Source organism: Streptomyces sp. NPDC060366, from assembly GCF_042725135.1.
Lineage (GTDB): Bacteria > Actinomycetota > Actinomycetes > Streptomycetales > Streptomycetaceae > Streptomyces.
On the sequence record NZ_JBHXDC010000025.1, the window covers coordinates 45,397 to 68,554 of the forward strand.

Here is a 23,158-nt window from a genome sequence, read left to right on the forward strand (position 1 = left end):
CTACGCGGTCAACGCGCCGTCCAGGAACGGCTCTATCGCGGCGTGCCAGGCGTCCGGCCGGTCGTAGTGCGCGAGATGGCCGGCGTCCGTCACCTCCGCGTACTGCCCGTGCGGCAGGACCCGGACCATCTCCTGCGCCTCCGCGCGGCCCAACTCGCCGTCCAGGCCCCGCACGACCAACGTGGGGCAGCGGACCTGCGCCAGCTCCTCCCAGTGCGCGTCGTGCACCCAGGTCTCGCGGGAGACGAGCATCTGACGGCGGGAGAAGACCGGCCGCCAGCCGTCGGCGCGCTCGGCCATCACCTCGGCGAAGTACTCGCCGCGGCCCGGACTCGGCCGCTCCAGCCATGGGTCGTCCTCGCCGAACCACTTCCGTACGTCGGCGAGCGTCGCGAACGGGACCGGCCAGGTGCGGAACCAGTCGACCCACTCCCGCTGCGACGCCGCCCCCAGCGCGGACGCCCGCATGTCGCAGATGATCAGCGCACCGACCAGGTCGGGACGCTTCGCCGCCAGCTGCCAGGCGGTGAGCGCCCCCATGGCGTGGCCGACGAGGGTGACGGGCGCGAGGCCGAGCTGCTCGATCGCCGCCTCGGCGTCCGACACGTACGCGTCGCGTGTGTACGGCGCTTCGGGCGGCTTCTCGCTGCGGCCGTGGCCCCGCTGGTCGAGCGCGACGGCCCGATGACGCCCTGACAGCCGGCGCGCGGTGGCCGCCCAGTGCGAGGCCCGGCCCATCAGGCCGTGGAGCAGCAGCACGCCGGGGGCGGGCCCGGTCCCGGCCGGCTCCTTGGGCGGATCGGCGAACTCCCAGGCAGCGAGCCGCAGCCCGTCGAATCCGGTCACATCCATGCGCTGCACCATGTGTCCTGGCACCCCCTTCGGTCCTGAGTGGTCGAGTCCGATGGCACCGGCCCGATGCTGTGCCGTTCGATGCTGTGCCGTTCGGTCGCGCGGCCCGCCCAGACTATCGAACTCCCATTCGAAAACTTGGCCTTGGCGCGCAACACCGCTCGTTCGAGTGACAGTGGTCAAGGATTGTCCGAAGCGCCGGAGGGGAGATCTTCTCCGGGAGGCGGACCACTCGGGGATGAGGGTCCGTGGGGACCGACCCTGGGAGCTCGGGGCTCCGGGTCGGAACAGGGGAGGACAGGCCCCGGCGCCGCAAAGCGCCGGGGCCCTTACCGTCCGCGGCGGGCCCAGCGAAAAGCTTCAGGCGCACAGCCCCGCTCCCTCCTCGGTCGCGGCACGGGGTCCGCGACCGCTGCCCTCAGGTCATATGCCCCTGAGCCAGCCTGGCACGCGAATCGCCCGCCCGCTGCCATTCCGCCGGGATATTTGTATTCTCCGTCGCGACGGGAACACTCTCCGCAGCCGTCACCGGGCATGACACAGCCGCTCCGTCAGCGGAGCGGTCCTGGTCCCGGAACCGAGGTCCGGGACCGGTCCGGGTCCCGGACCCGGTCCCCGGAAGGTCAGCGCTTGGCGACGAAGACGTGCGAGGCGACCTCGGAGTCCAGCTCGGCGGCCTCTCCGCTGCTGCCGACGAGCACTCCGCCGACCGGCGACTCCGTCACGCTCACCACGGAGCCGGGCTGCACGCCCGCCCGCCGCAGGTTGTACATCAGCTGGGCGTCGGTCTGGATCGGCTCGCCGATCCGCCGCACCACGACCGTCTTGCCCTCGGTGCCCGGGTCGAGATCGGCCAGGCTGACCATGCCCTCGTCGAGGAAGGGATCGGCCTCCTTCTTCTCGCCCAGCTCCTCCAGGCCCGGGATCGGGTTGCCGTACGGCGACTCCGTCGGGTGCCGCAGCAGCTCCAGCACCCGCCGCTCCACCGCCTCGCTCATCACGTGCTCCCAGCGGCAGGCCTCCGCGTGCACCTGCTCCCACTCCAGGCCGATCACGTCGACCAGCAGACACTCGGCGAGGCGGTGCTTGCGCATCACCCGGGTCGCGAGTCTGCGCCCTTCCTCCGTCAGCTCCAGATGCCGGTCGCCCGCGACCTGCACCAGTCCGTCGCGCTCCATGCGGGCCACGGTCTGGCTGACCGTCGGCCCGCTCTGATCCAGCCGCTCCGCGATCCGGGCGCGCATGGGGACCACACCTTCCTCTTCGAGTTCGAGGATGGTGCGGAGATACATCTCCGTCGTGTCGATCAGTCCGGACATACGTGCCCCTCGATGCTGTGACATGAAAACAACCGTGCGCTGGCCCCTGCTCAATTCTGACGCATCGCACCGACAACCGTGCCGTACGGGAAGCCGCCTATGACGAAGCCGTATTGACACGGTAAAGGTCCAGACCGCAACGTGATCCGCGGCACAGGCGTTCCCGCCCCTGTTCCACGTCTGTTCCGCCCTCTTCTCCGCCCCCTACGGAAGGTCTCTCGATGAGCGAGAGCACGCTGGCCGGTCAGTTCTTCGACGCCGCGATCGGTCTGCTGGAGCGTGTACGCGACGAGGAGGCCGCGAACATCGAAGCGGCCGGCAAGGCGATCGCCGAGGCGGTCGCCTCCGGCGGCCGTGTCTTCGCCTTCGGCGCCGGGCACTCCTCGCTCGCCGCGCAGGACGTCGTCTACCGGGCGGGCGGTCTCGCCCTGATGAACCTGCTCACCGTGCCGGGCGTGACGGGCGTCGACGTCATGCCCGCGACGCTCGGCTCCGCGCTGGAGCGGGTCGGCGGCCTCGCGAGCGCGGTGCTCGACTCCAGCCCCGCGAGGTCCGGCGACGTCCTGGTGATCATCTCGCTCTCCGGGCGCAACGCGCTCCCGGTGGAAATGGCCCTGAACGCGAAGGCGTTGGGCCTGAAGGTGATCGGCGTGACGTCGGTGGCGTACGGGACGGAGACGAAGTCCCGGCATGTGTCGGGCACCTACCTCAAGGACCACTGCGACATCGTCCTCGACAACAAGATCGCGGTGGGCGACGCGGAGCTGTCGGCGGACGGCATCGAGGCACCGTTCGCGCCCGCGTCGACCGTCGTGACGAGCGCGCTGATGCAGGCGATGGTGGCGACCGCGGCGGGCGGCCTGGTCGAGCGGGGCATCGACCCGCCGATGCTGCGGTCGGGGAACGTGGACGGCGGGCACGAGTGGAACAGTCGCGTGATGACGGAGTACGGGGACCGGATCTTCTACCGCCACTGACGCCGAAGCACCCGGCACCACGGGTACCAGCCGCGGCCGGCCGCGGCTCACGCCTCCGGCCGCGTCTCCTCCGTCCGCAGCAGGTCCAGCGACGCCGCCATGCGGGCCGTCACGTCCTCCGCGTACACCGCGTCCTGGCGCTCGAACGACGGGCGGCTGGCGCCCCGCAGGAAAGTGACCACGCCCAGGGTCCTGCCCCGGCTCCGCAGCACCGTGCAGAGCGCGTGCACCGAGTCGGGCGGCCACTGGCGGGAGACCGACCAGGTCGGGGTGGTCGAGGCCCCCGAGGGGGCGCTCGCGCGCACCGAGCCCGTGCGGGCCACCGCCTGGAGGGCCGGGTGCCCGTCCCGGTACCGCACGGGGATCCCGCCGGCCGCGACCGGCTGACAGGGGCCGACCGAACCGCCCGGCGTCGCCGCCACCCGTACGAGACGGGTCGGCGGCATGTCGCCGGTCGACGTACCACCGTGCGCGGTCACCGCGCCCGGGTCGCCGTGCACCAGATCGATCAGCGCGTGGTCGGCGAAGCCCACGAGCGCGAAGTCCAGGCAGACCGTCGCCGCCTCCATCGGGCTCTCGCACTCGCCCGCGGCCCGCCCGGCGCGGTGCAGCTGGCTGGAGCGGAAGCGCAGCCTGTCCGCCTCCTGCGCCGCGAGCTTCGCCTCCGTGACGTCCTGGAAGAGCCAGCCGACACCCAGCGGCACCGGCTCCTCGGCGAGCGGGGACGCCAGCCGGAGGAAGCCGCTGCGCCAGCAGCGCCGCCGCTCACCGCCGTCCGGCGTGCGCAGTGTCACCCACAGCTCGGCGAGCGCCCGCGGAGCGCCCTCCGCCAGTACGTGGTGGAGCGCGCCCTCCAGCTCCTCCACGCCCTGCGTGACTGTCTCGCCCAGGGGCCGCCCGAGCAGCGCCGTACGGCCCGAGCCGAGCGCACGCGCGGCGTGCCCGTTCACGACGGTCGGCCGCAGGTCCACGTCGACCAGGACGACGCCCCACAGCGCGTCGTCGAACAGTGCCTCGCTGAGCGCGATGGACCTCTCCAGGTCGATCTGCGCGTGCACCTCGCTGAACGCGCAGTACACCCCGGCGGGCCCGCCGTCCGCGCCGCGCACCCCGGCCGACTGCGTCCGTACGAGCACCCGGCCGCCGTCCTTGCGCAGCAGCGCGAACTCGTGGACCAGCCGTCCGGGCACCTCCATCGCCGACATCAGCCGCCCGTGCACCTCGTCGGCGTCGGCGCTGCGCACGGCCCAGCCGGCGAATCCGCTCCGGCCCACGGCCTCGTCGGCGGACCAGCCGAGTATCCGCTCGGCCTCGCGGTTCCAGTGCGTTATGACGCCGTCGGCGTCGAACGCGCACAGAGCCGCGTCCATCCCGTCGAGCAGCGCGGCGAGCAGATCGGCCCCGGGACCGCTGTCGGGGCCCGCCGCCTCGGCCGCGCCGGACTCCGGCCCGTCGGGGCCGGGCGGGCGAGCGGTCTCACTCCGGGAAGTACTCATCCTTGGCACCCCCTGCCGGCTGCTTGGTCACACCTACGATCATTCAACTCGAACGTGACCCAGCACACACCTTGTTCCCGGAAATCGTTGTGCGGTGGAAATCCAAAATAATCACTTGTGGCTCGCGGGACGGCTTCCTAGGCTGGTGAGCACACTAGAAGGGAGGTGGTTCGGAAGTGATTTCAATCCGGACAAGTGAGGTGACTGCGGGCTGACGCCCGTCGTCGCACTCGTGCGGTGCCGGTGAACCACCGGCCCAATCCAAGCAGTCACCCGACCCGCGTGCTCGCCGGTAAGTCCGGCCGGCTCCTCCCCGGAGGAACCAGAGCACGCGGGTCGTCTGCGTTGCCGGGTGTTCCGGTGTTCCGGCTGTTCCCGGTGCTCCCGTTGTTACGCGGTGATCCCCGGCGTCACGGGCAGAGCCGCTCCACCCGCCAGGCGGCGGACTCCGGCTCCCGGACGTAGCGCAGCCGGTCGTGCAGCCGGTTCTCGTGGCCCTGCCAGAACTCGACCGTCTCCGGGACGACCCGGACGCCGCCCCAGTGCGGGGGGACCGGGACCTGCTCGTCCGCCCCGTAGCGGCGGCCCAGCTCCTCGTACCGTTCGAGCAGTTCGGCGCGCGAGCCGATCGGCTCGGACTGGTCGCTGGCCCACGCGCCGAGCTGGGAGCCGTGCGGGCGGGTACGGAAGTACGCCGCCGTCTCCTCGCGGCTGACGCGGGACGCCGTACCGGTGACGACCACCTGAAGGGCCAGCGCGTGCCAGGGGAAGAGCAGGCCGACGTACCGGTTCGCCTCGATCTCCCGGCCCTTGCGGGATCCGTAGTTGGTGTAGAAGACGAAGCCCCGCTCGTCGTACGCCTTGAGCAGCACCGTGCGCGAGGACGGGCGGCCGTCGGGCGTCGCGGTGGAGACCACCATCGCGTTCGGCTCGTGCAGACCGCCGGCCACCGCGTCCTTGAACCAGTGCGCGAACTGTTCCATCGGCCCGGGGGCGAGGTCGCTCTCCAGGAACGCGGTGCCGCGGTACTGCTCGCGCATCACAGCGGGGTCCGGGGTCGCCGAGGGGTCGGTCGCGGCGGGGTCGGGGGTCGCGGAGGGCGGGGTGTGAGGCACGCGACCCATCCTCGCGCAATGCCGGGACCGTGTCATGGTTGATTCAATGTCCGGGTTGGGCAGGACGGTGAGTACGGATGACCGTTCCGGACCGCGAGTCGTACGACAACGACCGAGGATCCGTATCGGCGCCGACAACTTCTGACACCGGACCGCGGGCCGTAGGCCGTAAGCCGTCTCCCGGTCCAGCCGCACGCTTCCGCGTCCGTCACACCAGAGGAGCCGCCTGATGTCCGATTTCGTACCCGGACTCGAAGGAGTCGTCGCTTTCGAGACGGAGATCGCCGAACCCGACAAGGAGGGCGGCGCCCTCCGTTACCGGGGCGTCGACATCGAGGATCTGGTCGGCCACGTGTCCTACGGGAACGTGTGGGGCCTGCTCGTCGACGGCGCCTTCAATCCGGGGCTGCCGCCCGCCGAGCCCTTCCCCATCCCCGTCCACTCCGGCGACATCCGCGTCGACGTGCAGGCGGCGCTCGCGATGCTCGCCCCCGTCTGGGGCCTCAAACCGCTCCTCGACACCGACGAGGCGACGGCGCGCGACGAGCTGGCGCGGGCCGCCGTCATGGCCCTGTCGTACGTGGCGCAGTCGGCGCGCGGCCAGGGGGTGCCGATGGTGCCGCAGAGCGAGATCGACAAGGCCGAGTCCGTCGTCGAGCGCTTCATGATCCGCTGGCGCGGTGAGCCCGACCCCCGGCACGTCAAGGCGGTCGACGCGTACTGGACGTCGGCGGCCGAGCACGGCATGAACGCCTCGACGTTCACGGCCCGCGTCATCGCCTCCACCGGCGCGGACGTCGCCGCTGCCCTCTCGGGGGCCGTCGGCGCCATGTCCGGGCCGCTGCACGGCGGAGCCCCTTCGCGGGTCCTCGGCATGATCGAGGAGATCGAGCGGCTGGGCGACGCGACGGCGTATGTGAAGCAGGCGCTCGACAAGGGCGAGCGCCTGATGGGCTTCGGCCACCGGGTGTACCGGGCGGAGGACCCGCGCGCCCGAGTCCTGCGGCGTACGGCGAAGGAACTCGACGCGCCGCGTTACGAGGTCGCCGAGGCGCTGGAGAAGGCGGCGCTGGAGGAGCTGCACGCGCGCAGGCCGGACCGGGTACTGGCGACGAACGTGGAGTTCTGGGCGGCGATCATGCTGGACTTCGCGGAGGTGCCCGCGCACATGTTCACGTCGATGTTCACCTGCGCGCGTACGGCGGGCTGGTCGGCGCACATCCTGGAACAGAAGCGGACGGGGCGGCTGGTGCGGCCCTCGGCGCGGTATGTGGGACCGGGGTCGCGTGACCCGCGCGAGATCGAGGGGTACGGAGACATCGCGTCCTGACGAACAGCGTGTCCTGTCCTCGGTCGCCGGGCTTCACGAGCCCGCCCGGCGATCGAGGACAGGCGCGGCGCGATGCGTACGCCGTCCCCGTCAGACCAGCACCGTTTCCAGGATCCTCGCCCACTGCGCGACCACCCGGTTCCGCCGTTGCGTGTCGTCGGTCAGCAGCGTGGCGAGACCCAGCCCGCGCGCCATGTCCAGCAGGCCCTGGACCGTTTCGCGTACGCCGGGCACCGACTCGTCCGCGCCCAGCAGCTCCACCGTCATACGGTGCGCCTCGCGGCCGACCCGCGCTTCGAGTTCGGTGACGCGGGGCCGCAGTTGCTCCTCGTCGGACGCGGCGACCCACAGATGGAGCGCGGCCCGGAACAGCGGCCCGGTGTAGAGCGCGACGACCGCCTCGACCACCTCGCGGCGGTGGGTCGGCCCGCTCGGCGCCAGCGCGCGCAGGGCGGTGGAGCGTTCCTCGGCGACGTACTCGACGGCCGCGGTGAACAGGTCCTCGCGGGTGGGGAAGTGGTGCTGCGCCGCGCCGCGCGACACCCCGGCGCGTTCGGCGACGACGGAGACGGTGGAGCCCGCCCAGCCGTGTTCGGCGAGGCAGGCGACGGCGGCCTCCAGCAGCCGCCGGCGGGTGACGCGGCTCCGGTCCTGCTTGGGCTCCTTGGAAGTGGTCACCGCACCCATGCCGCGTCCCGCCGTTCGAGGAACGCCGACATCCCCTCGCGGGCCTCGGCCGTGGCGAAGAGGGACGCCGAGCGCTGGACGAGGTCCTCCGCGTACTGGTCGAAGGTCTCCAGCACCCGCGCGCTCAGCAGCTTCTTCGACTCGGCCAGACCCTGCGGGGAGCCCCGGCGCAGGGCGTCCAGGACCGGGGTGAGCGCGCTGTCGACGTCGTCGGCGGCCTCGGTGACGAGCCCGTCGACGACGGCCTCGGCCGCGTCGAAGGTCTCTCCGGTGAGGTAGTGGCGGGCGGCGGCGCGCGGCGTCATCCGGGGCAGCAGGGGCATCGAGATCACGGCGGGCGCGACTCCGATCCGTACCTCCGTGAAGGCGAAGTCCGAGTCGGTGGAGGCGATCACGATGTCGCAGGCCCCGAGCAGCCCGAGGCCGCCGGCCCGGACATGGCCGGTGACGCGGGCCACGACGGGCTTGGGGTGCTCCACGATCTGCCGCAGGAGGGCGACGAAGGTGTACGGGTTCGGCGGTTCCTTCAGATCGGCGCCGGCGCAGAAGGTGGTGCCGGTGTGACTGAGGACCACGGCGCGTACGGAGGGGTCCTTGGCGCACCCGGTGAACGCGTCGGCCAGCTCACCGACGAGCCGCGCCGACAGGGCGTTCCGCTTGGCCGGCGCGTCCAGGGTCAAGGTGGTGATGCCGCGCTCGTGCGCGGTCGCGACGAGCGTCACGTGGTCTCTCCGTCTCCCGTTCGCGGTCTGGTGTGCGAGGGTTCAGAGAGTGGCAGCGTGCGCCGGATCAATCAAGCGCGCATGCATGATTTCCGCGTCCCCGGCGGCCGGGACGAACGACGTCCGGCCCGGCGCGCCGAACGCGAGCACCGGGCCGTCCGCTTGGGGAAACCGTTCCGGTCCGCGGGACCACGGATACGGGCTCCGGGTTGCCGGTCACGGGCCGCCGGTCACGGGTGCAGCATCACCTTCGTGTAGCCCTCGATCCGCTTGTCGAACTTGTCGTACGCCGACGGCGCCTGGTCCAGGGGCAGTTCGTGCGAGACGACGAAGCTCGGCTTCGCCCTGCCTTCGATGATCATGTCTCGCAGGAACCGGTTGTAGTTCTTCACGTTGCACTGGCCCGTGCCCATCCGCAGGCCCTTCTCGAAGAGCTTGCCGATGGCGACGAGCAGCATGCCCTGCTTGGCCTGCTCGTCGGGGCCTCCCGGGTCGGCCGGGACATAGAGGCCCGGCACACCGAGCGCCCCGGTGGCCCGGACCGTTCCGACGAGGGAGTTGAGGACGGTCGCCGGCTCCTCGGTGTCCGTGCCGTGCGCCTTCGCCTGGTAGCCGACGGCGTCGATGCCCTTGTCCGTGCCGACGCCCTCGGTCTGTTCCTTGATCTGCTCGACCGGGTCGCCCTCGGCGAAGTTGATCGGAATCGCGCCTATCTCCTCGGCCTTCTGCAGCCGCTCGGGGACGCGGTCCACGACGAACACCTTCCTCGCGCCGCGCAGCAGCGCCGAGTAGGCGGCCATGAGTCCGACCGGCCCGCCGCCGTACACCGCGACGCTCTCGCCGGGGCGGACCTGGGCGAGTTCGCAGCCGTGATAGCCGGTGGGGAAGATGTCTGCGAGCAATATGAAATCGCTCTCGTGCTCCTGTCCCGGCGGCAGCTTCAGACAGTTGAAGTCGGCGTAGGGAACGCGCAGATATTCGGCCTGGCCTCCCTTCCAGGGGCCCATCGACACGTAGCCGTAAGCACCGCCGGCGAAACCGGGATTGACCGTCGTGCAGAACGCGGTGAATCCGTCGACGCAATTGGTGCAGAACCCGCACGCGACGTTGAAGGGCATGACCACGCGGTCGCCCTTCTTGAGGCCGGTGACGCCCTGGCCGATCTCCTCGATGATTCCCATGTTCTCGTGGCCGAATACGATGCCGGGCTCGGCAGCGGTGCGGCCCTCGTACATGTGCAGGTCCGAGCCGCATATCGCGCTGGTGCTGATCCGTACGATCACATCGTTCGGATGCTGGATGCTGGGCTTTTCGACGTCTTCCACCGCGACGCTGAAAGGTCCTTTGTAAACGACGGCCTTCATGCTGCCACCTCCGTCCGGCTACGCACGTGTGTGATTGCCCCACCCCGCCTCACCCACCCCGGCCGCTCTCCGGGCCGCGCTCCCCCGCGTGACCCATGTCTCATGGTTCTCCGCCCCGCCCGATGGGGCAAGTCGGTATTCTCCGGTGGATATCCGATTGGCGCCGTACCATGAAATGGAGAGGGTGGCGAAACGTGTCCGCACAGCGACTGGGAACTCTGCTCGTCCCCGCACCCGGGTTGTCCGGCACCGTCTATCCGCCCGGAACGACCGTGAGCATCCACGGCCGCGGTTCCGCCGTGGACGCCTTCGTCAACGGCGACTGGCTCGCTCTGTCGTGGTGGGAATTCTCCGACGGTCTTCGCGAGGACATCGCGGACCGCTGACACCTTCCGCTGTCAGGCGCCTACTTTGCGTCAGTGACGTTCTGTCTCCGGCTGCCTTTCGCGGTCCCTCAGTTCACGTCTGAGGATCTTGCCCGACGCGGCCCGTGGAACGCCCTCGATGAATTCGACCCGGCGGACCTTCTTGTGCGGGGCGACGTGTTCCGCGACGTAGGTCATGACGTCGGCCTCGGTCAGTGCGGGTTCCGTCGGCCGGCGGACGACGTACGCCTTCGGGATCTCGTTCCCGGCCTCGTCGTACACACCGATCACCGCGGCGTCGGCTATCGACTCGTGGGTCAGGAGCAGTGCCTCGAGGTCGGCGGGGGCGACCTGGAAGCCCTTGTACTTGATGAGTTCCTTCACTCGGTCGACCACGAACAGCCAGCCGTCGGCGTCGACCCGGCCGATGTCGCCGGTGTGCACCCAGCCGTCGGCGTCGATCATGTGGGCGGTCTCCTCGGGCCGTCCGAGGTAGCCCTTCATGACCTGCGGGCCACGGATGAGGACTTCGCCGTCGGTGCCGACGGGGACGTCCGTGCCGGGGTCGTCGAGCGAGACGATACGCATCTCGGTGCTGGGCAGAAGCCTGCCCACGGCGCCGGCGGGCGGGTCGACGGCGTCCAGCGGGACGACGTGCGTGCCCGGTGACAGCTCGGTCATGCCGTACGCCCGGCGGACGGGCGGCAGCCCCAGGCGGGCCGAACAGGCTTCGGCGAGGCGGGCGTCGAGGGGCGCGGCGGCGCTGACGACGTAGTCGAGCGAGGACAGGTCGTAGCGGGCGACGGCCGGATGCTTGGCGAGCGCGAGGACGATCGGCGGGGCGACGTACAGGCCGTTGATGCGGTGCGTCTCGATCGCGCCGAGGAACTGGTCGAGTTCGAAGCGCGGCAGTACGACGACGGTGGCGCCGGTCCGCAGCGGCGCGTTCATCAGGGCGGTGAGGCCGTAGATGTGGAAGAACGGGAGCACCGCGAGGATGCGGTCGCCGGGGCGCATGGGGATGACGGGGTCGAGCTGCGCGAGGTTGGTGGCGATGGAGCGGTGCGTCAGCATGACGCCCTTGGGACTGGCTGTGGTGCCGGAGGAGTACGGGAGGGCGGCGATGTCCTCGGCGGGGTCGATGTCCGCGTCGACGGCGGCCCGGGGCGAGGGCTCGGTGGCGATCATGTCGAGGATCGAGCGGTGGCCCGGCGCCCGGTCGCAGACGAGGATCTCCTCGATGCCGCCTGCCAACTCGGCCGATCTGCGGGCGACTTCGAGCAGCGGTGAGACCGTGACGATCCAACGGGCCGAGGAGTCCCGGAGCTGTTTCGCGAACTCCTCGGCGGTGGACAGCGGATGGACGGTGGTGACGGAGGCACCGGCGCGGGTGGCCCCGTAGAACACGACCGGATACGCGACGGTGTTGGGGCTGTGCAGGGCCAGGACGTCGCCCTTGCGCAGACCGGCCGCGGTGAGGCCGGCGGCGGTACGGCGGTGGAAGGCGTCCAGTTGGGCGTAGGTGACGGTCGTTCCGTCCGTACCGTCCACGAGGGCGATCGCTTCGCCGAATTCGGCCGCGCGGCCGAGAACGGCCTCGTGGATGGGCAGGTCGACCGGCTCGACATCCGCGTACTCGCTGTGAAAGATCATGAGGACGATCCCTTCGACGCGTGGACTGCCAGGTGCGTGGGACGGACAGAATGACCTGTCTCAGTACGACTTGGGGAGACCCAGGGACTGGTGGGACACGTAGTTCAGGATCATTTCGCGGCTGACGGGCGCGATGCGGGCCACGCGTGACGCGGTGATGAGGGAGGCCAGACCGTACTCGCGGGTGAGCCCGTTGCCGCCGAGGGTGTGTACGGCCTGGTCGACGGCGCGTACGCAGGCCTCCCCCGCCGCGTACTTGGCCATGTTGGCGGCCTCGCCCGCGCCCGCGTCGTCGCCCGCGTCGTAGAGGTGCGCGGCTTTGCGCATCATCAGCCGGGCGAGCTCGATCTCGATGTACGCCTGGGCGAGCGGGTGGGCGATGGCCTGGTGGGCGCCGATGGGCTGCTTCCAGACCTGCCGGGTCTTGGCGTAGTCGACGGCCTTGTCGAGCGCGTGCCGGCCCATGCCGAGGGCGAAGGCGGCGGTCATGACGCGTTCGGGGTTGAGGCCCGCGAAGAGCTGGAGCAGTCCGGCGTCCTCGTCGCCGACGAGGGCGTCGGCGGGCAGCCGTACGTCGTCGAGCACCAGCTCGAACTGCTTCTCCACCGCCTGGAGTTCCATGTCGATCTGCGAGCGGTGGAAGCCCTGCGCGTCGCGCGAGACGATGAAGAGGCAGGGCTTGAGCGAGCCCGTCCTGGCGTCCTCGGTGCGGCCGACGATGAGCGTGGCGTCGGTGATGTCGACGCCGGAGACGAAGACTTTGCGGCCGTTGAGTATCCAGCCGCCGCCGTCGCTGTCGTCCGCCTTGCGGGCGGTGGTGGTGATGCGGTGCGAGTTGGAACCGGCGTCGGGTTCGGTGATGCCGAAGGCCATGGTGCGGGAGCCGTCGGCGAGACCGGGGAGCCATTCGCGCTTCTGCTCCTCGGTGCCGAAGCGGGCGATGACGGTGCCGCAGATGGCGGGCGACACGACCATGAGGAGCAGGGGGCAGCCTGCGGCGCCCAACTCCTCGAGGACTATGGAGAGTTCGGCGAGGCCGCCGCCTCCGCCGCCGTACTCCTCGGGGAGGTTGACGCCGAGGTAGCCGAGCTTGCCCGCCTCGCTCCACAGGGTGTCGCGGTCGAAGGCGCGGCCGTGCCTGCGGCCGAGGGCGGCGACGGCGGCGCGGAGGTCCTGGTGTTCCTGCGTTTCGACGATGCTCATCTTTCCTCCTGGGCGGTGTCCGTGACGACGGAGGTTTCGGTGACTACGGCGAGGAGCGCGCCGACCTCGACCTGGCTGCCGGGGGCGGCGTGGAGCGCGGTGAGCGTGCCGGAGGCGGGAGCGGTGATGCGGTGCTCCATCTTCATGGCCTCCAGCCAGATGAGCGGCTGCCCGGCGGTGACGGCGCTGCCTTCGCCGAGCCCGTCCGCGATCCGTACGACGGTGCCGGGCATGGGCGCGAGCAGCGAACCGGGCGCGGTGGCGGTCCGGGGATCGGTGAAGCGGGGGTGGACGCGGAGCCGGTAGGAGCCTGCGGGGCTGTCGACGTAGACGTGGTCGCCGTGTTCGGCGACGTCGAAGTGGCGTAGCACGCCGTCGACTTCGAGGCTGACGCGTTGGGGTGCGACGGAGACGGCGACGACGCGCAGGGCGTCGTCCTCGACGCGGAACCCGTCGCGGGTGCGGTGGTAGCGCACCTCGTACTCGCCGTACGTCTTGGTCTGCGGCTGCGACGCGAGGTTCCGCCACCCGCCGACGGGGTGGCCCCGGCGTACGGCGTCGGCGAGCGCGGCGGCGACGGCGGCGGGCCGTCCGGCGTCCCCGGCCGCCGGCTCGGTGAAGGCGTCGAGGTGCCGCTCGTAGAACCCGGTGTCGAGCCGCCCGCCGGTGAAGTCGGGGTGCAGCAGGGACCGTACGAGCAGTTCGCGGTTGGTCACCGGCCCGTGCACACGCGCCCGCCGCAGCGCGTCGGCCAGCCGCCGCACGGCCTCGGCGCGGGTGGGCGCCCAGGCGACGACCTTGGCGAGCATGGAGTCGTAGTGCACCCCGACGCCGTCGCCCGGCCCGTACCCGGTGTCGACACGCAAGCGAGGGTGGCCGGGGTCGCCGTCCCCCACCCCCCGCACCGCCAACTCGTGTACGCGGCCCGGTTGGGGGGTCCAGTCGTTCGACGGGTCCTCCGCGTACAGGCGGGCCTCCACCGCGTGGCCGTGAGGGGGCGGTGGGGTCGGGGGGAGCTGGGCGCCTTCCGCCAGGGCGAGTTGGAGTGCGACCAGGTCCACGCCGAACACCTCCTCCGTCACCGGGTGTTCGACCTGGAGGCGGGTGTTCATCTCCAGGAAGTACGCGCGGCCCGCCGGGGAGAGCAGGAACTCGACCGTGCCCGCGCCCCGGTACTCCACCACGCGCGCCGCCGCGACCGCCGCGTCCGTCAGGGTGGCGCGCAGCTCCGCCGTCAGGCCCGGCGCCGGGCACTCCTCGATCACCTTCTGGTGCCGCCGTTGCAGGGAGCAGTCGCGGGTGCCCAGCGCCCACACCGTGCCGTACGCGTCGGCGAGGATCTGCACCTCGACGTGCCGGCCCCGCTCCACGTACGGCTCCGCGAAGACCTCGCCGTCGCCGAACGCCGACCGGGCTTCCGCGCGGGCCGCCTCCCACTCCTCCCCGATCGTGTCGAGCGAGCGGACCACCCGCATCCCCCGGCCGCCACCGCCCGCCGCCGCCTTGATCAGCAGCGGCAGATCCGCCTCGGTCGCCGAGGCCGGGTCCAGCGGCGCCAGGAGTGGCACGCCCGCCGCCGCCATCAGCTCCTTCGCCCGGGTCTTGGACGCCATCGCCTCGATGGCCTCCGGCGGCGGCCCCACCCAGACCAGCCCCGCGTCGAGCACCGCCCGCGCGAACTCTGCGTTCTCGGAGAGGAATCCGTAGCCGGGGTGCACCGCGTCCGCGCCCGCCGCGAGGGCCGCCTTCACGATCAGGTCGCCGCGCAGGTACGTGTCGGCGGGGGCGGCGCCCGGCAGCCGTACCGCCGCGTCCGCCTCGCGTACGTGCAGCGCCCCGGCGTCCGCGTCCGAGAAGACCGCGACCGTGCCGATGCCCCGCTCGCGGCAGGTCCGGAAGACGCGGCAGGCGATCTCGCCACGGTTCGCGACAAGGAGAGTGGATATCAAGGTGAGCCTCACATTCGGAAGACGCCGAAGCCGCCGCGGACGCCCTCGACGGGCGCCGTGCGGATCGCCGACAGGCACAGGCCGAGCACCGTGCGGGTGTCACGCGGGTCGATGACCCCGTCGTCGTACAGCCGTCCGGACAGGAACGCCGGCAACGACTCCGACTCGATCTGCGCCTCCACCATGGCGCGCAGCGCCGCGTCACCGTCCTCGTCGTACGGCTGCCCCTTCGCCGCCGCCGACCCGCGCGCCACGATCGACAGCACGCCGGCCAGTTGCTGCGGCCCCATCACCGCGGACTTGGCGCTCGGCCAGGCGAAAAGGAACCGCGGGTCGTACGCCCGGCCGCACATGCCGTAGTGCCCGGCGCCGTACGAGGCGCCCATGAGGACCGACAGGTGTGGGACCTTCGAGTTGGCGACCGCGTTGATCATCATCGCGCCGTGCTTGATGATGCCGCCCTGCTCGTACTCCTTGCCGACCATGTAGCCGGTGGTGTTGTGCAGGAAGACCAGTGGGATGTCGCGCTGGTTGGCGAGCTGGATGAACTGCGCGGCCTTCTGCGACTCGGCGCTGAACAACACGCCCTGCGCGTTGGCCAGCACCCCCACCGGGCAGCCGTGCAGCATCGCCCAGCCCGTCACCAGACTCGGCCCGTACAGCGGCTTGAACTCGTCGAAGTCCGAGCCGTCGACGATCCGTGCCACGACCTCGCGCGGGTCGAAGGGGATCTTGAGGTCGCCGGGGACGATGCCCAGCAGTTCGTCCTCGTCGTACTTCGGCGGCTCGACCGACGCAGGGTCCGGATCGGGATGCGCCTTGCGCCGGTTGAGGCGGGCGACGATGCGCCGCGCCTGCCGGATCGCGTCCGGCTCGTCCACGGCGAAGTGGTCGGCGAGTCCCGAGTCGCGGGCGTGCATCTCCGCGCCGCCGAGAGATTCGTCGTCGCTCTCCTCGCCGGTCGCCATCTTCACGAGCGGCGGTCCGCCGAGGAAGACCTTCGACCGCTCCTTGATCATCACGGTGTGGTCGGACATGCCGGGCACATACGCCCCGCCCGCCGTCGAGTTGCCGAAGACGACCGCGACGGTGGGGATCCCGGCGGCGGAGAGCCGTGTCAGATCGCGGAAGAGCGCGCCGCCGGGGATGAAGATCTCCTTCTGGGAAGGGAGATCGGCGCCGCCGGACTCGACGAGGCTGATGAGCGGCAGCCGGTTCTCGTACGCGATCTGGTTGGCGCGCAGGGCCTTCTTCAGCGTCCAGGGGTTGGACGCGCCGCCGCGCACGGTCGGGTCGTTGGCGGTGATGACGCATTCGACGCCCTCGACCACGCCGATGCCGGTGACCATGGACGCGCCGACGGGGTAGTCGCTGCCCCAGGCGGCGAGCGGGGACAGTTCCAGGAACGGGGTGTCGGGGTCGAGCAGCAGCTCGATCCGCTCGCGGGCGAGGAGCTTTCCGCGTTTACGGTGCCGGGCCACGTACTTCTCGCCGCCGCCGGCCAGCGCCTTGGCGTGCTCGGTGCCGAGGTCGGTGAGTTTGGTGAGCATCTCGGCGCGGTGCTCGGCGTAGTCGGGGGACGTGGTGTCCAGCGCCGAGTGGAGCACGGTCACAGCAGTACCTCCGGGATGTCGGCGTGGCGGGAGCGCAGCCACTCGCCGAGCGCCTTGGCCTGCGGATCGAAACGGGCGCGTGCGGCGACGCCTTCGCCGAGGAGGCCCCGGACGGTGAAGTTGAGCGCGCGCAGGTGGGGCAGGACCTGCCGGGTGACGGTCAAGTCGGCCGTCTCGGGCAGGAGTTGACGCAGACGGTCGACGGTCAGCTCGTGCGCGAGCCAGCGCCAGGCGTCGGAACCGGGCGCCCACACACCGACGTTGGCGTCCCCGCCCTTGTCGCCGCTGCGGGCACCGACGACCAGGCCGAGCGGGGCGCGGCGGGTGGGCCCGGCGGGCAGCGGGTCGGGGAGCGGGGGCTCGGGGACGGGTTCAAGTACGCGTGTGGGTGCGGCAGTCGGCATGGGTACGCGTGTGCCGTCGGGGAGCACCGCCGTGTGCGGGACCTCGGCGGCGGGGACGTACGCCGCCTCGAAGACGCCGTACGGCGCTCCCTTGCCGGGCGGCGCGGTGACATGGAAGCCGGGGTAACTGCCCAGCGCCAGCTCGACGGCGGCGCCGCTCACCGCCCGGCCGACGGCGTCGGGGTCGCTGTCGCGGACGACGAGCCGCAGCAGCGCGCTCGCGGTCTCCTCGGTGTCGGCGTCCGCCCGGTCGGTGCGGGCGAGCTCCCAACGGACCTCCTCCGGCGCCTTCTTGACGCCCGGCGCGGCCAGCGCGTCGGCGATCTGGTCCTTCACCAGCCGCGCCTTCGCGTCGATGTCGAGTCCGGTCAGGACGAAGACGACCTCGTTGCGCCAGCCGCCGATCCGGTTCAGCCCGACCTTGATCGTGGGGGGCGGTGCCTCGCCGCGTACGCCGGTGATCGAGACCCGGTCGGGGCCGTCCTGGGCGAGCCGTACGGTGTCGAGCCGGGCCGTCACGTCGGGTCCGGCGTACCGGGCTCCCCCGGTCTCGTACAGCAACTGCGCGGTGACGGTGCCGATGTCGACGACTCCGCCGGTGCCGGGGTGCTTGGTGATGACGGAGGAGCCGTCGGGGTGGAGTTCGGCGAGCGGGAAGCCGGGGCGGCGGACGTCGTGCTCGCCGAAGAAGGAGTAGTTGCCGCCGGTGGCCTGGGTGCCGCACTCCAGGACGTGCCCGGCGACGACGGCGCCCGCGAGGGCGTCGAGATCGTCGGCGTCCCAGCCGAAGTGCGCGGCGGCGGGTCCGGTGACGAGCGCGGCGTCGGTGACCCGGCCGGTCACCACGACGTCGGCGCCCCCGCGCAGACACTCCGCGATGCCGGCGCCGCCGAGGTAGGCGTTGGCGGTGAGCACGCCTTCGCCCCAGTCGCGCGCCGCCAGCAGGTCGTCGCCCTCGACGTGCGCGACGCGCACGGGGACACCGACGCGCTCGGCCAGTTCGCGTACGGCGGCGGCCAGTCCCGCCGGGTTCAGTCCGCCCGCGTTGGCGACGATCTTCACGCCGCGCTCCTGCGCGAGTCCGAGTCCTTCCTCCAACTGCCGCAGGAATGTCCTGGCGTAGCCGGACGCCGGGTTCTTCAGCCGGTCGCGGCCGAGGATGAGCATGGTCAGTTCGGCGAGGTAGTCGCCGGTGACGACGTCGAGCGGGCCGCCGGTGAGCATGGAGCGCAGCGCGTCGAAGCGGTCGCCGTAGAAGCCGGAGGCGTTCCCGATGCGCAGGACGCCTGGGGTGGGGCGAGTGGTGTCCGGCACGTTCAGGCCCCCTTCGCCGGGCGGCCGGGACCGGCCGGGCCCGCGAACGCCTGCGCGATGTCCAGCCATCGGCCGGCGTCCGCGCCCTCGGCCCGTACGCCGAGGTCGGCGCGGTGGGCGCGCTGTGTCACGAGCAGGCAGAAGTCCAGGGCGGGCCCGGTGACGCGCTGGTCGGCGTCCTCGGGGCCGTATGTCCACAACTGGCCTTCGGGTCCGGTGAGTTCGACCCGGATGGGCGCGGCGGGTGGCCGTTCGCCGCGGACGAAGTAGGCGTAGTCGCGGGCCCGTACGCCGATCCACGCCACATGCCGCAGCCGCGCGGTCGGCTCGCGCCGCACGCCGAGCGCGTCCGCGATGTCCTGGCCGTGCGCCCAGGTCTCCATCAGGCGCGCGGTCACCATGGACGGCGCGCTCATCGGCGGCCCGTACCAGGGGAAACGCGCGCCGGCGGGTGCGGAGCGCAGCGCCCGCTGGAGCCGTTCGCGGCCCTCGCGCCACTGGGCGAGGAGTTGGTCCGGCGGCAGTACGGCACCGGCCTCGGCGCCCTCGTCCACGAAGGAGTCGGGGGCGGCGAGCGCCTTCGCGGCCACGTCGGCGAAGGCGGCCTCGTCGGTCACGGCGAGGAGGGACGCGGTGTCGGTCCAGGCCAGATGGGCGATCTGGTGGGCGACGGTCCAGCCGGCCGCCGGGGTCGGGAGCGACCAGCTCTCGTCGTCCAACTCGGCCACGAGCCGGTCGACTTCCTCACTCTCGCTGCGCAGATCGTCGAGGATTGGCGCGGCAGGGTCGGACACGGGACGCACTCCCATCGGCTCTCGGGACACGGCGTGGTGCGTGCCCCGGAGCATGGCAGCGCCCGGAGAAACAATCAAGCGTGCTTGCTTTACCGGTCGGCGCTTTCCGGACCCGTCCGCAGGGCCTCCGATGCGGCCCCCTCCGGTGCGCACTCCTCGGCGGCCGACTCCTCGCGCTCCGCCCTGCGTTTGCCCGCGTGCGCCTGGACCGCGCCCATGCTCGCCATGATGACCAGGGCGATCGCCAGCGCGTCGGTGAGGGAGAGGCCCTGGTGCAGCACGAGGAAGCCGGCCATTGCCGCGAGGGCCGGCTCGCCGCTCATGAGGATCGCGAACGTCGACGCGGGCAGCCGCCGCAGCGCGAGCAGTTCCAGGGTGTACGGCAGTACGGACGACATCAGCGCCACCGCGAGCCCGAGCCCGATCGTGGACGGCACCAGCAGCTTGGAGCCGGCGTCGATGATGCCGAGCGGCAGGGTGAGCACCGCGCCGAACGCCATGGCCAGCGCGAGCCCGTCGGCCTGCGGGAAGCGCTGCCCGGTCCGGGCGCTGAAGACGATGTACGCCGCCCACATCACCCCCGCCGCCAGCGCGAACGCCGCGCCCACCGGGTCGAGCCGGTCGAACCCGCCACCGCTGAGCAGCACCACACCGCCGAGCGCGAGTCCGGCCCACAGGAGGTTCCCGAGCCTGCGGGACGCGACGACGGAGAGGGTGAGCGGCCCGAGGACCTCCAGGGTCACGGCGGCGCCCAGCGGGATGCGGTCGGCGGCCTGGTAGAAGAGGAGGTTCATCGCCGCCAGCACGGCGCCGAAGACGAGGACCGTGCCCCAGTCGGCGCGCGAGTGACCACGGACCTTGGGCCGGCAGACGACGAGCAGGACGATCGCCGCGAGCAGGAGCCGCAGCGTCACCACGCCGACCGCGCCGGCGCGCGGCATCAGCAGCACGGCGATGGCGGCGCCGAACTGCACGGAGAGCATGCCCCCGACGACGAGCGCGACGGGCCCGAGTGTCCGCCGCCCCTTCTCCGCCGGGGCCCCGGCGGCCACCCCCACGGCCTCGGGTACCGCCACGACGGCGCCTGCGGCCGCGGTACGCGACTCCTCCACCGGGATCCTCCTCCAATTCAGTCAGACCCATCAGGTCAATTCAATGAACTATCACATGCAACATACTGCACCACGAAATGCGATGGCCGACCCCCCGGACCTCAGGCCACTGCGCCCGGCACCACCCGCTCCCCGCGACGGAGATTCCACCGTTGACAGGACTGGCTAACGAGACTAGCTTTTAGCTAACAACATTAGCCATCTGGAGGATGCCATGACCGAATACCTCGCCGTCGACGGCGGCACGATCGCTTACGAGGTGACGGGGTCCGGACCGCTGATCGTTCTCGCACACGGCATGGGTGACAGCCGCGCCGCGTACCGCGCAGTGGTCCCGCAGCTCGTGGCGGCGGGCCACCGGGTCGCCGCGGTCGATCTGCGCGGCTGCGGCGAGTCCACCGCCGACTGGCCCGCCTGGAGCCGCACCGACATCGCCGGCGACCTGCTCGCGGTGATCCGGCACCTGGGCGGCCCGGCCGTGCTCATCGGCCACTCGATCTCCGGCGGCGCCGCCACCATCGCCGCGGCGCGGGAGCCCTCGCTGATCACCGCGGTCGTCGAGCTGGCGCCGTTCACCCGCAAGCAGTCGGTCCGCCTCGGCGACCTGCGGGTGAAGCGCTTCCGGCAGGGCATGCTGCGGCTGCTCGGCGCGGCGACGTTCGGCAGCGTGCCGCTCTGGCGCTCGTACCTCGACGTGGCCTACCCCGGTGTGAAGCCGGCCGACTGGGCGGAGCGGCTCGACCTCGTCGACTCCCTGCTGCGCGAGCCGGGCCGGATGAAGGCCATGCAGGGCATGGGCCGCGCCGCCCCGGCCGACGCCGGTGCGCAACTCGGCAACGTCCGCTGCCCCGTCCTGGTCGTCATGGGCACGCTCGACCCCGACTGGGCCGACCCGCACGCCGAGGGCTCGGCGATCGTGGACGCCCTGCCGTCCGGTCTCGGCCGCCTGGAGATGATCGAGGGCGCCGGGCACTACCCGCACGACCAGTTCCCCGACCGGGTGGTCTCGCTCGTGCTCGCCTTCGTCCGCCCGGACGCCGCCCGTGCCTAGGGCCGGCCTGGACCCGGCGGCCGTGGTCGCGGCCGGCGCCACCCTCGCCGACGAGGTGGGCCTCGCCAAACTGACGATGGGTCTGCTCGCGGAGCGGCTGGGCGTGCGCACCCCGTCCCTCTACAAACACGTGGGCGGCCAGGAGGACCTCACGCGGCGCATCGCCGCCCTGGCGCTGAGCGAGGCCGCCGACGCCGTCGGCGGCGCGGTCCAGGGATACGCGGGCCGCGACGCCCTGGCGGCAGCGGCGCGCGCCTTCCGCGCCTTCGTCCTGGAACACCCCGGCCGGTACGCCGCGACGATCGGCGTCGAACCGTCCGGCCCGGACGATCCGCTGGCCGTCGCCGGCCGACGGGCTCTGGACGCGTTCACGGCGGTCCTGCGCGGCTACGAGACGAAGGAGGCGGACATGGACCACGCACTGCGCATGCTCCGCAGCCTCTGCCACGGCTTCGCCACGTTGCAGTCGGCCAACGGCTTCCAGTGGAGCGCCGATGTGGACGAGAGCTTCGAGTGGCTGATCGCCTTCACCGACCGGGGACTGCGCGCCCTGTGAGCCCGCCGACGCCGCCGATGCGCCGGACCACCCCTCAACCGACCGGCTGGGCAGGCCCCGCGACCGTCGCCCACCGGGGCCCGGTGTCACTGTCGTGGCTCCATACGTACTGGCTGTCCGGGGTGCGTGTCATGCCGAAGTCGTAGAGGTCCGGCCGGTCGTGGTGCTCCCAGCGGGCGACGGCCGTCCCGATCTCCTCGAGAAGGCGCCGTGGTCCACCCTGAAAGGCGGCACCCGGCCCGGACGCGGACCCGGACCCGGACGCGGTCAAGGTCGCCCAGGAGGAACGGCCGTCGTGCACCCAGGCCACCGGTCCGTCCCGGTCCCCGAACACGACCTCCACGTCCGGCAGGAGCACCCGTAGCGCGAACAACAGGTGCGGGTCGGCCAGTCGCGTCACGTCGAGGGTGTGGGTGCCCTCTTCCTCGGCGGGGGCGTGGCCGCGTACTTCCTGCCAGCCGAGGCGGGCCGGCGCGTCGCGGGCGGGCATGAACAGGGCGAGTCCCTGGACCCAGCCGGTGGCGGAGAGCCCGTCGGCCGCGACGGTGAGAGCGACATGCCCCATACGGCCCCACGGGGTGACGATCCGTCCACCAGGCCTGGTCTGGGCGACCCACTCCCACGGGACGGTCTCCACCGCGTACGTCGACTCGACCCGGTCGTACGGACCACCGGGCGCGTGACCGAGCCGCCCGTCACCGGTGATCACGGTGACACCGGCCCCCGCGGCCTCCAGGCGGGTGCGCGCCGTCGCCGCGAGACCGGGGTCGGCCTCCACGCTGGTCACCTGTCCCGGCCCGGCGCGCCGGGCGAGCAGCGCGGCGTTCCAGCCGGTGCCGGTACCGAGCTCCAGAACCCGGTGGCCGGGCTCCGGCATCAGGGAGTCGAGCATGTCCACCACCACGGACTGACAGGACAGGCTGGACGTGGCCCGCCCGTCCCCCACCTGTGTGACGGCGGGGTCACTCGGGCCGCCGTAGACCTCGGCCGCCCAACGCTCCGGCTCCGTCGCGCGACTCACCGCGACGTAGGCGTCGCCGTCCCAGCGCCACAGCGTGTCCGGCGCGAACGAGTGCCGGGGGACGGCGTCGACCGCCGCCCGCACCCACGGCGAGTCCGTGGGCCAGTCCCCCCGCTCCTCCATCGCCCCGGCCAGCGCGATCCGCCGCTCCTCGAACACGACGCCTACTTCCGGCGGTTGCCGGAGGGCGGCGGCGGTTTGGGCACCTCGCTGTCGCCGTTGCCGGGCGGCGGCTTGCCCTGCGAAAGGTCCGGCTCGGGC

At 72.0% G+C, this 23,158-nt stretch carries 20 protein-coding genes; 5 read left to right on the forward strand and 15 right to left on the reverse strand.

Features of this window, described 5'->3' with window-relative positions:
* Both ACFWHU_RS35155 and ACFWHU_RS35160 read right to left on the reverse strand, forming a co-directional pair.
* On the reverse strand, nt 1–864 hold the full coding sequence (locus ACFWHU_RS35155) for an alpha/beta fold hydrolase (RefSeq protein ID WP_385802699.1): 864 nt from the start codon (nt 862–864) through the stop codon (nt 1–3).
* 611 nt (nt 865–1,475) lie between these two features.
* Nucleotides 1,476–2,171 carry a metal-dependent transcriptional regulator gene (locus ACFWHU_RS35160; RefSeq protein WP_385802701.1) on the reverse strand — a complete coding sequence of 232 codons (696 nt, stop codon included), beginning with the start codon at nt 2,169–2,171 and terminating at the stop codon, nt 1,476–1,478.
* 221 nt (nt 2,172–2,392) lie between these two features.
* Between ACFWHU_RS35160 and ACFWHU_RS35165 the strand changes: the two genes are divergently transcribed.
* Complete coding sequence (locus ACFWHU_RS35165) at nt 2,393–3,148, forward strand: SIS domain-containing protein (protein WP_387230113.1); 756 nt, start codon at nt 2,393–2,395, stop codon at nt 3,146–3,148.
* Nucleotides 3,149–3,195: 47 nt separating this feature from the next.
* On the opposite strand, the gene ACFWHU_RS35170 is transcribed toward ACFWHU_RS35165, so the two are convergent.
* Both ACFWHU_RS35170 and pdxH read right to left on the reverse strand, forming a co-directional pair.
* On the reverse strand, nt 3,196–4,644 hold the full coding sequence (locus ACFWHU_RS35170) for a PAS domain-containing protein (RefSeq protein WP_387230115.1): 1,449 nt from the start codon (nt 4,642–4,644) through the stop codon (nt 3,196–3,198).
* 410 nt (nt 4,645–5,054) lie between these two features.
* Nucleotides 5,055–5,684, reverse strand: a complete 630-nt coding sequence (gene pdxH, locus ACFWHU_RS35175) for a pyridoxamine 5'-phosphate oxidase (RefSeq protein WP_385802783.1) — start codon at nt 5,682–5,684, stop codon at nt 5,055–5,057.
* Between the two features lie 304 nt (nt 5,685–5,988).
* Here pdxH and ACFWHU_RS35180 point away from each other — a divergent pair, with 304 nt between their 5' ends.
* Entirely contained in the window at nt 5,989–7,089 is a 1,101-nt protein-coding gene (locus ACFWHU_RS35180; protein WP_387230117.1) for a citrate synthase 2, read from the forward strand.
* 90 nt (nt 7,090–7,179) lie between these two features.
* On the opposite strand, the gene ACFWHU_RS35185 is transcribed toward ACFWHU_RS35180, so the two are convergent.
* The 3 genes from ACFWHU_RS35185 to ACFWHU_RS35195 all read right to left on the reverse strand — a co-directional run bounded on the left by ACFWHU_RS35185 (nt 7,180) and on the right by ACFWHU_RS35195 (nt 9,862).
* Nucleotides 7,180–7,776, reverse strand: coding sequence for a TetR/AcrR family transcriptional regulator (locus ACFWHU_RS35185; RefSeq protein WP_385802708.1), 597 nt, complete (start codon nt 7,774–7,776; stop codon nt 7,180–7,182).
* Complete coding sequence (locus tag ACFWHU_RS35190; protein ID WP_385802710.1) at nt 7,764–8,498, reverse strand: enoyl-CoA hydratase family protein; 735 nt, start codon at nt 8,496–8,498, stop codon at nt 7,764–7,766. Before ACFWHU_RS35190 ends, ACFWHU_RS35185 begins: the two co-directional genes overlap by 13 nt.
* Before the next feature lie 230 nt (nt 8,499–8,728).
* Nucleotides 8,729–9,862, reverse strand: a complete 1,134-nt coding sequence (locus tag ACFWHU_RS35195) for a glutathione-independent formaldehyde dehydrogenase (protein ID WP_385802712.1) — start codon at nt 9,860–9,862, stop codon at nt 8,729–8,731.
* Between the two features lie 194 nt (nt 9,863–10,056).
* Between ACFWHU_RS35195 and ACFWHU_RS35200 the strand changes: the two genes are divergently transcribed.
* Nucleotides 10,057–10,248 carry a hypothetical protein gene (locus ACFWHU_RS35200; RefSeq protein WP_385802714.1) on the forward strand — a complete coding sequence of 64 codons (192 nt, stop codon included), beginning with the start codon at nt 10,057–10,059 and terminating at the stop codon, nt 10,246–10,248.
* A gap of 30 nt (nt 10,249–10,278) precedes the next feature.
* Here ACFWHU_RS35200 and ACFWHU_RS35205 read toward each other — a convergent pair whose 3' ends face one another.
* The 7 genes from ACFWHU_RS35205 to ACFWHU_RS35235 form a co-directional block, all read right to left on the reverse strand.
* On the reverse strand, nt 10,279–11,880 hold the full coding sequence (locus ACFWHU_RS35205; RefSeq protein WP_387230120.1) for a 4-coumarate--CoA ligase family protein: 1,602 nt from the start codon (nt 11,878–11,880) through the stop codon (nt 10,279–10,281).
* 60 nt (nt 11,881–11,940) lie between these two features.
* Nucleotides 11,941–13,083 (reverse strand): acyl-CoA dehydrogenase family protein, encoded by a 1,143-nt coding sequence (locus tag ACFWHU_RS35210; RefSeq protein WP_387230122.1) that lies wholly within the window; start codon nt 13,081–13,083, stop codon nt 11,941–11,943.
* Entirely contained in the window at nt 13,080–15,032 is a 1,953-nt protein-coding gene (locus tag ACFWHU_RS35215) for an acetyl/propionyl/methylcrotonyl-CoA carboxylase subunit alpha (protein WP_387230124.1), read from the reverse strand. Before ACFWHU_RS35215 ends, ACFWHU_RS35210 begins: the two co-directional genes overlap by 4 nt.
* An 8-nt stretch (nt 15,033–15,040) precedes the next feature.
* A complete protein-coding gene (locus ACFWHU_RS35220; protein ID WP_387230126.1) occupies nt 15,041–16,645 on the reverse strand; it encodes an acyl-CoA carboxylase subunit beta in 1,605 nt (534 codons plus the stop codon).
* Nucleotides 16,642–18,432 carry an acyclic terpene utilization AtuA family protein gene (locus ACFWHU_RS35225; protein ID WP_387230128.1) on the reverse strand — a complete coding sequence of 597 codons (1,791 nt, stop codon included), beginning with the start codon at nt 18,430–18,432 and terminating at the stop codon, nt 16,642–16,644. The genes ACFWHU_RS35220 and ACFWHU_RS35225 overlap by 4 nt, the downstream gene beginning before the upstream one ends.
* A complete protein-coding gene (locus ACFWHU_RS35230) occupies nt 18,366–19,157 on the reverse strand; it encodes a TIGR03084 family metal-binding protein (RefSeq protein WP_387230130.1) in 792 nt (263 codons plus the stop codon). Before ACFWHU_RS35230 ends, ACFWHU_RS35225 begins: the two co-directional genes overlap by 67 nt.
* 89 nt (nt 19,158–19,246) lie before the next feature.
* The gene (locus ACFWHU_RS35235) at nt 19,247–20,269 is read right to left on the reverse strand and encodes a DMT family transporter (protein WP_387230132.1); all 1,023 of its coding nucleotides are present in this window, start codon (nt 20,267–20,269) and stop codon (nt 19,247–19,249) included.
* Nucleotides 20,270–20,483: 214 nt separating this feature from the next.
* On the opposite strand from ACFWHU_RS35235, the gene ACFWHU_RS35240 reads away from it, so the two are divergent.
* Together ACFWHU_RS35240 and ACFWHU_RS35245 are read left to right on the forward strand one after the other, a co-directional pair.
* Nucleotides 20,484–21,320, forward strand: a complete 837-nt coding sequence (locus ACFWHU_RS35240) for an alpha/beta fold hydrolase (RefSeq protein WP_387230134.1) — start codon at nt 20,484–20,486, stop codon at nt 21,318–21,320.
* A gap of 22 nt (nt 21,321–21,342) precedes the next feature.
* Nucleotides 21,343–21,876: a TetR/AcrR family transcriptional regulator gene (locus ACFWHU_RS35245; protein ID WP_387230157.1), complete on the forward strand. Its 534-nt coding sequence runs from the start codon at nt 21,343–21,345 to the stop codon at nt 21,874–21,876.
* 34 nt (nt 21,877–21,910) lie between these two features.
* Here the strand turns inward: ACFWHU_RS35245 and ACFWHU_RS35250 are convergent, their stop codons facing one another.
* Nucleotides 21,911–23,056: a methyltransferase domain-containing protein gene (locus ACFWHU_RS35250; RefSeq protein WP_387230136.1), complete on the reverse strand. Its 1,146-nt coding sequence runs from the start codon at nt 23,054–23,056 to the stop codon at nt 21,911–21,913.
* Nucleotides 23,057–23,158: the final 102 nt, after the last annotated feature.

What these genes read in the sequence shown, in the direction of transcription:
- ACFWHU_RS35155 (WP_385802699.1), bottom strand. Translation starts at nt 864, where the DNA reads ATGGTGCAGCGCATGGATGTGACCGGATTCGACGGGCTGCGGCTCGCT.
- ACFWHU_RS35160 (WP_385802701.1), bottom strand. Translation starts at nt 2,171, where the DNA reads ATGTCCGGACTGATCGACACGACGGAGATGTATCTCCGCACCATCCTC.
- ACFWHU_RS35165 (WP_387230113.1), top strand. Translation starts at nt 2,393, where the DNA reads ATGAGCGAGAGCACGCTGGCCGGTCAGTTCTTCGACGCCGCGATCGGT.
- ACFWHU_RS35170 (WP_387230115.1), bottom strand. Translation starts at nt 4,644, where the DNA reads ATGAGTACTTCCCGGAGTGAGACCGCTCGCCCGCCCGGCCCCGACGGG.
- pdxH (WP_385802783.1), bottom strand. Translation starts at nt 5,684, where the DNA reads ATGCGCGAGCAGTACCGCGGCACCGCGTTCCTGGAGAGCGACCTCGCC.
- ACFWHU_RS35180 (WP_387230117.1), top strand. Translation starts at nt 5,989, where the DNA reads ATGTCCGATTTCGTACCCGGACTCGAAGGAGTCGTCGCTTTCGAGACG.
- ACFWHU_RS35185 (WP_385802708.1), bottom strand. Translation starts at nt 7,776, where the DNA reads ATGGGTGCGGTGACCACTTCCAAGGAGCCCAAGCAGGACCGGAGCCGC.
- ACFWHU_RS35195 (WP_385802712.1), bottom strand. Translation starts at nt 9,862, where the DNA reads ATGAAGGCCGTCGTTTACAAAGGACCTTTCAGCGTCGCGGTGGAAGAC.
- ACFWHU_RS35205 (WP_387230120.1), bottom strand. Translation starts at nt 11,880, where the DNA reads ATGATCTTTCACAGCGAGTACGCGGATGTCGAGCCGGTCGACCTGCCC.
- ACFWHU_RS35210 (WP_387230122.1), bottom strand. Translation starts at nt 13,083, where the DNA reads ATGAGCATCGTCGAAACGCAGGAACACCAGGACCTCCGCGCCGCCGTC.
- ACFWHU_RS35225 (WP_387230128.1), bottom strand. Translation starts at nt 18,432, where the DNA reads ATGGCTGGACATCGCGCAGGCGTTCGCGGGCCCGGCCGGTCCCGGCCG.
- ACFWHU_RS35240 (WP_387230134.1), top strand. Translation starts at nt 20,484, where the DNA reads ATGACCGAATACCTCGCCGTCGACGGCGGCACGATCGCTTACGAGGTG.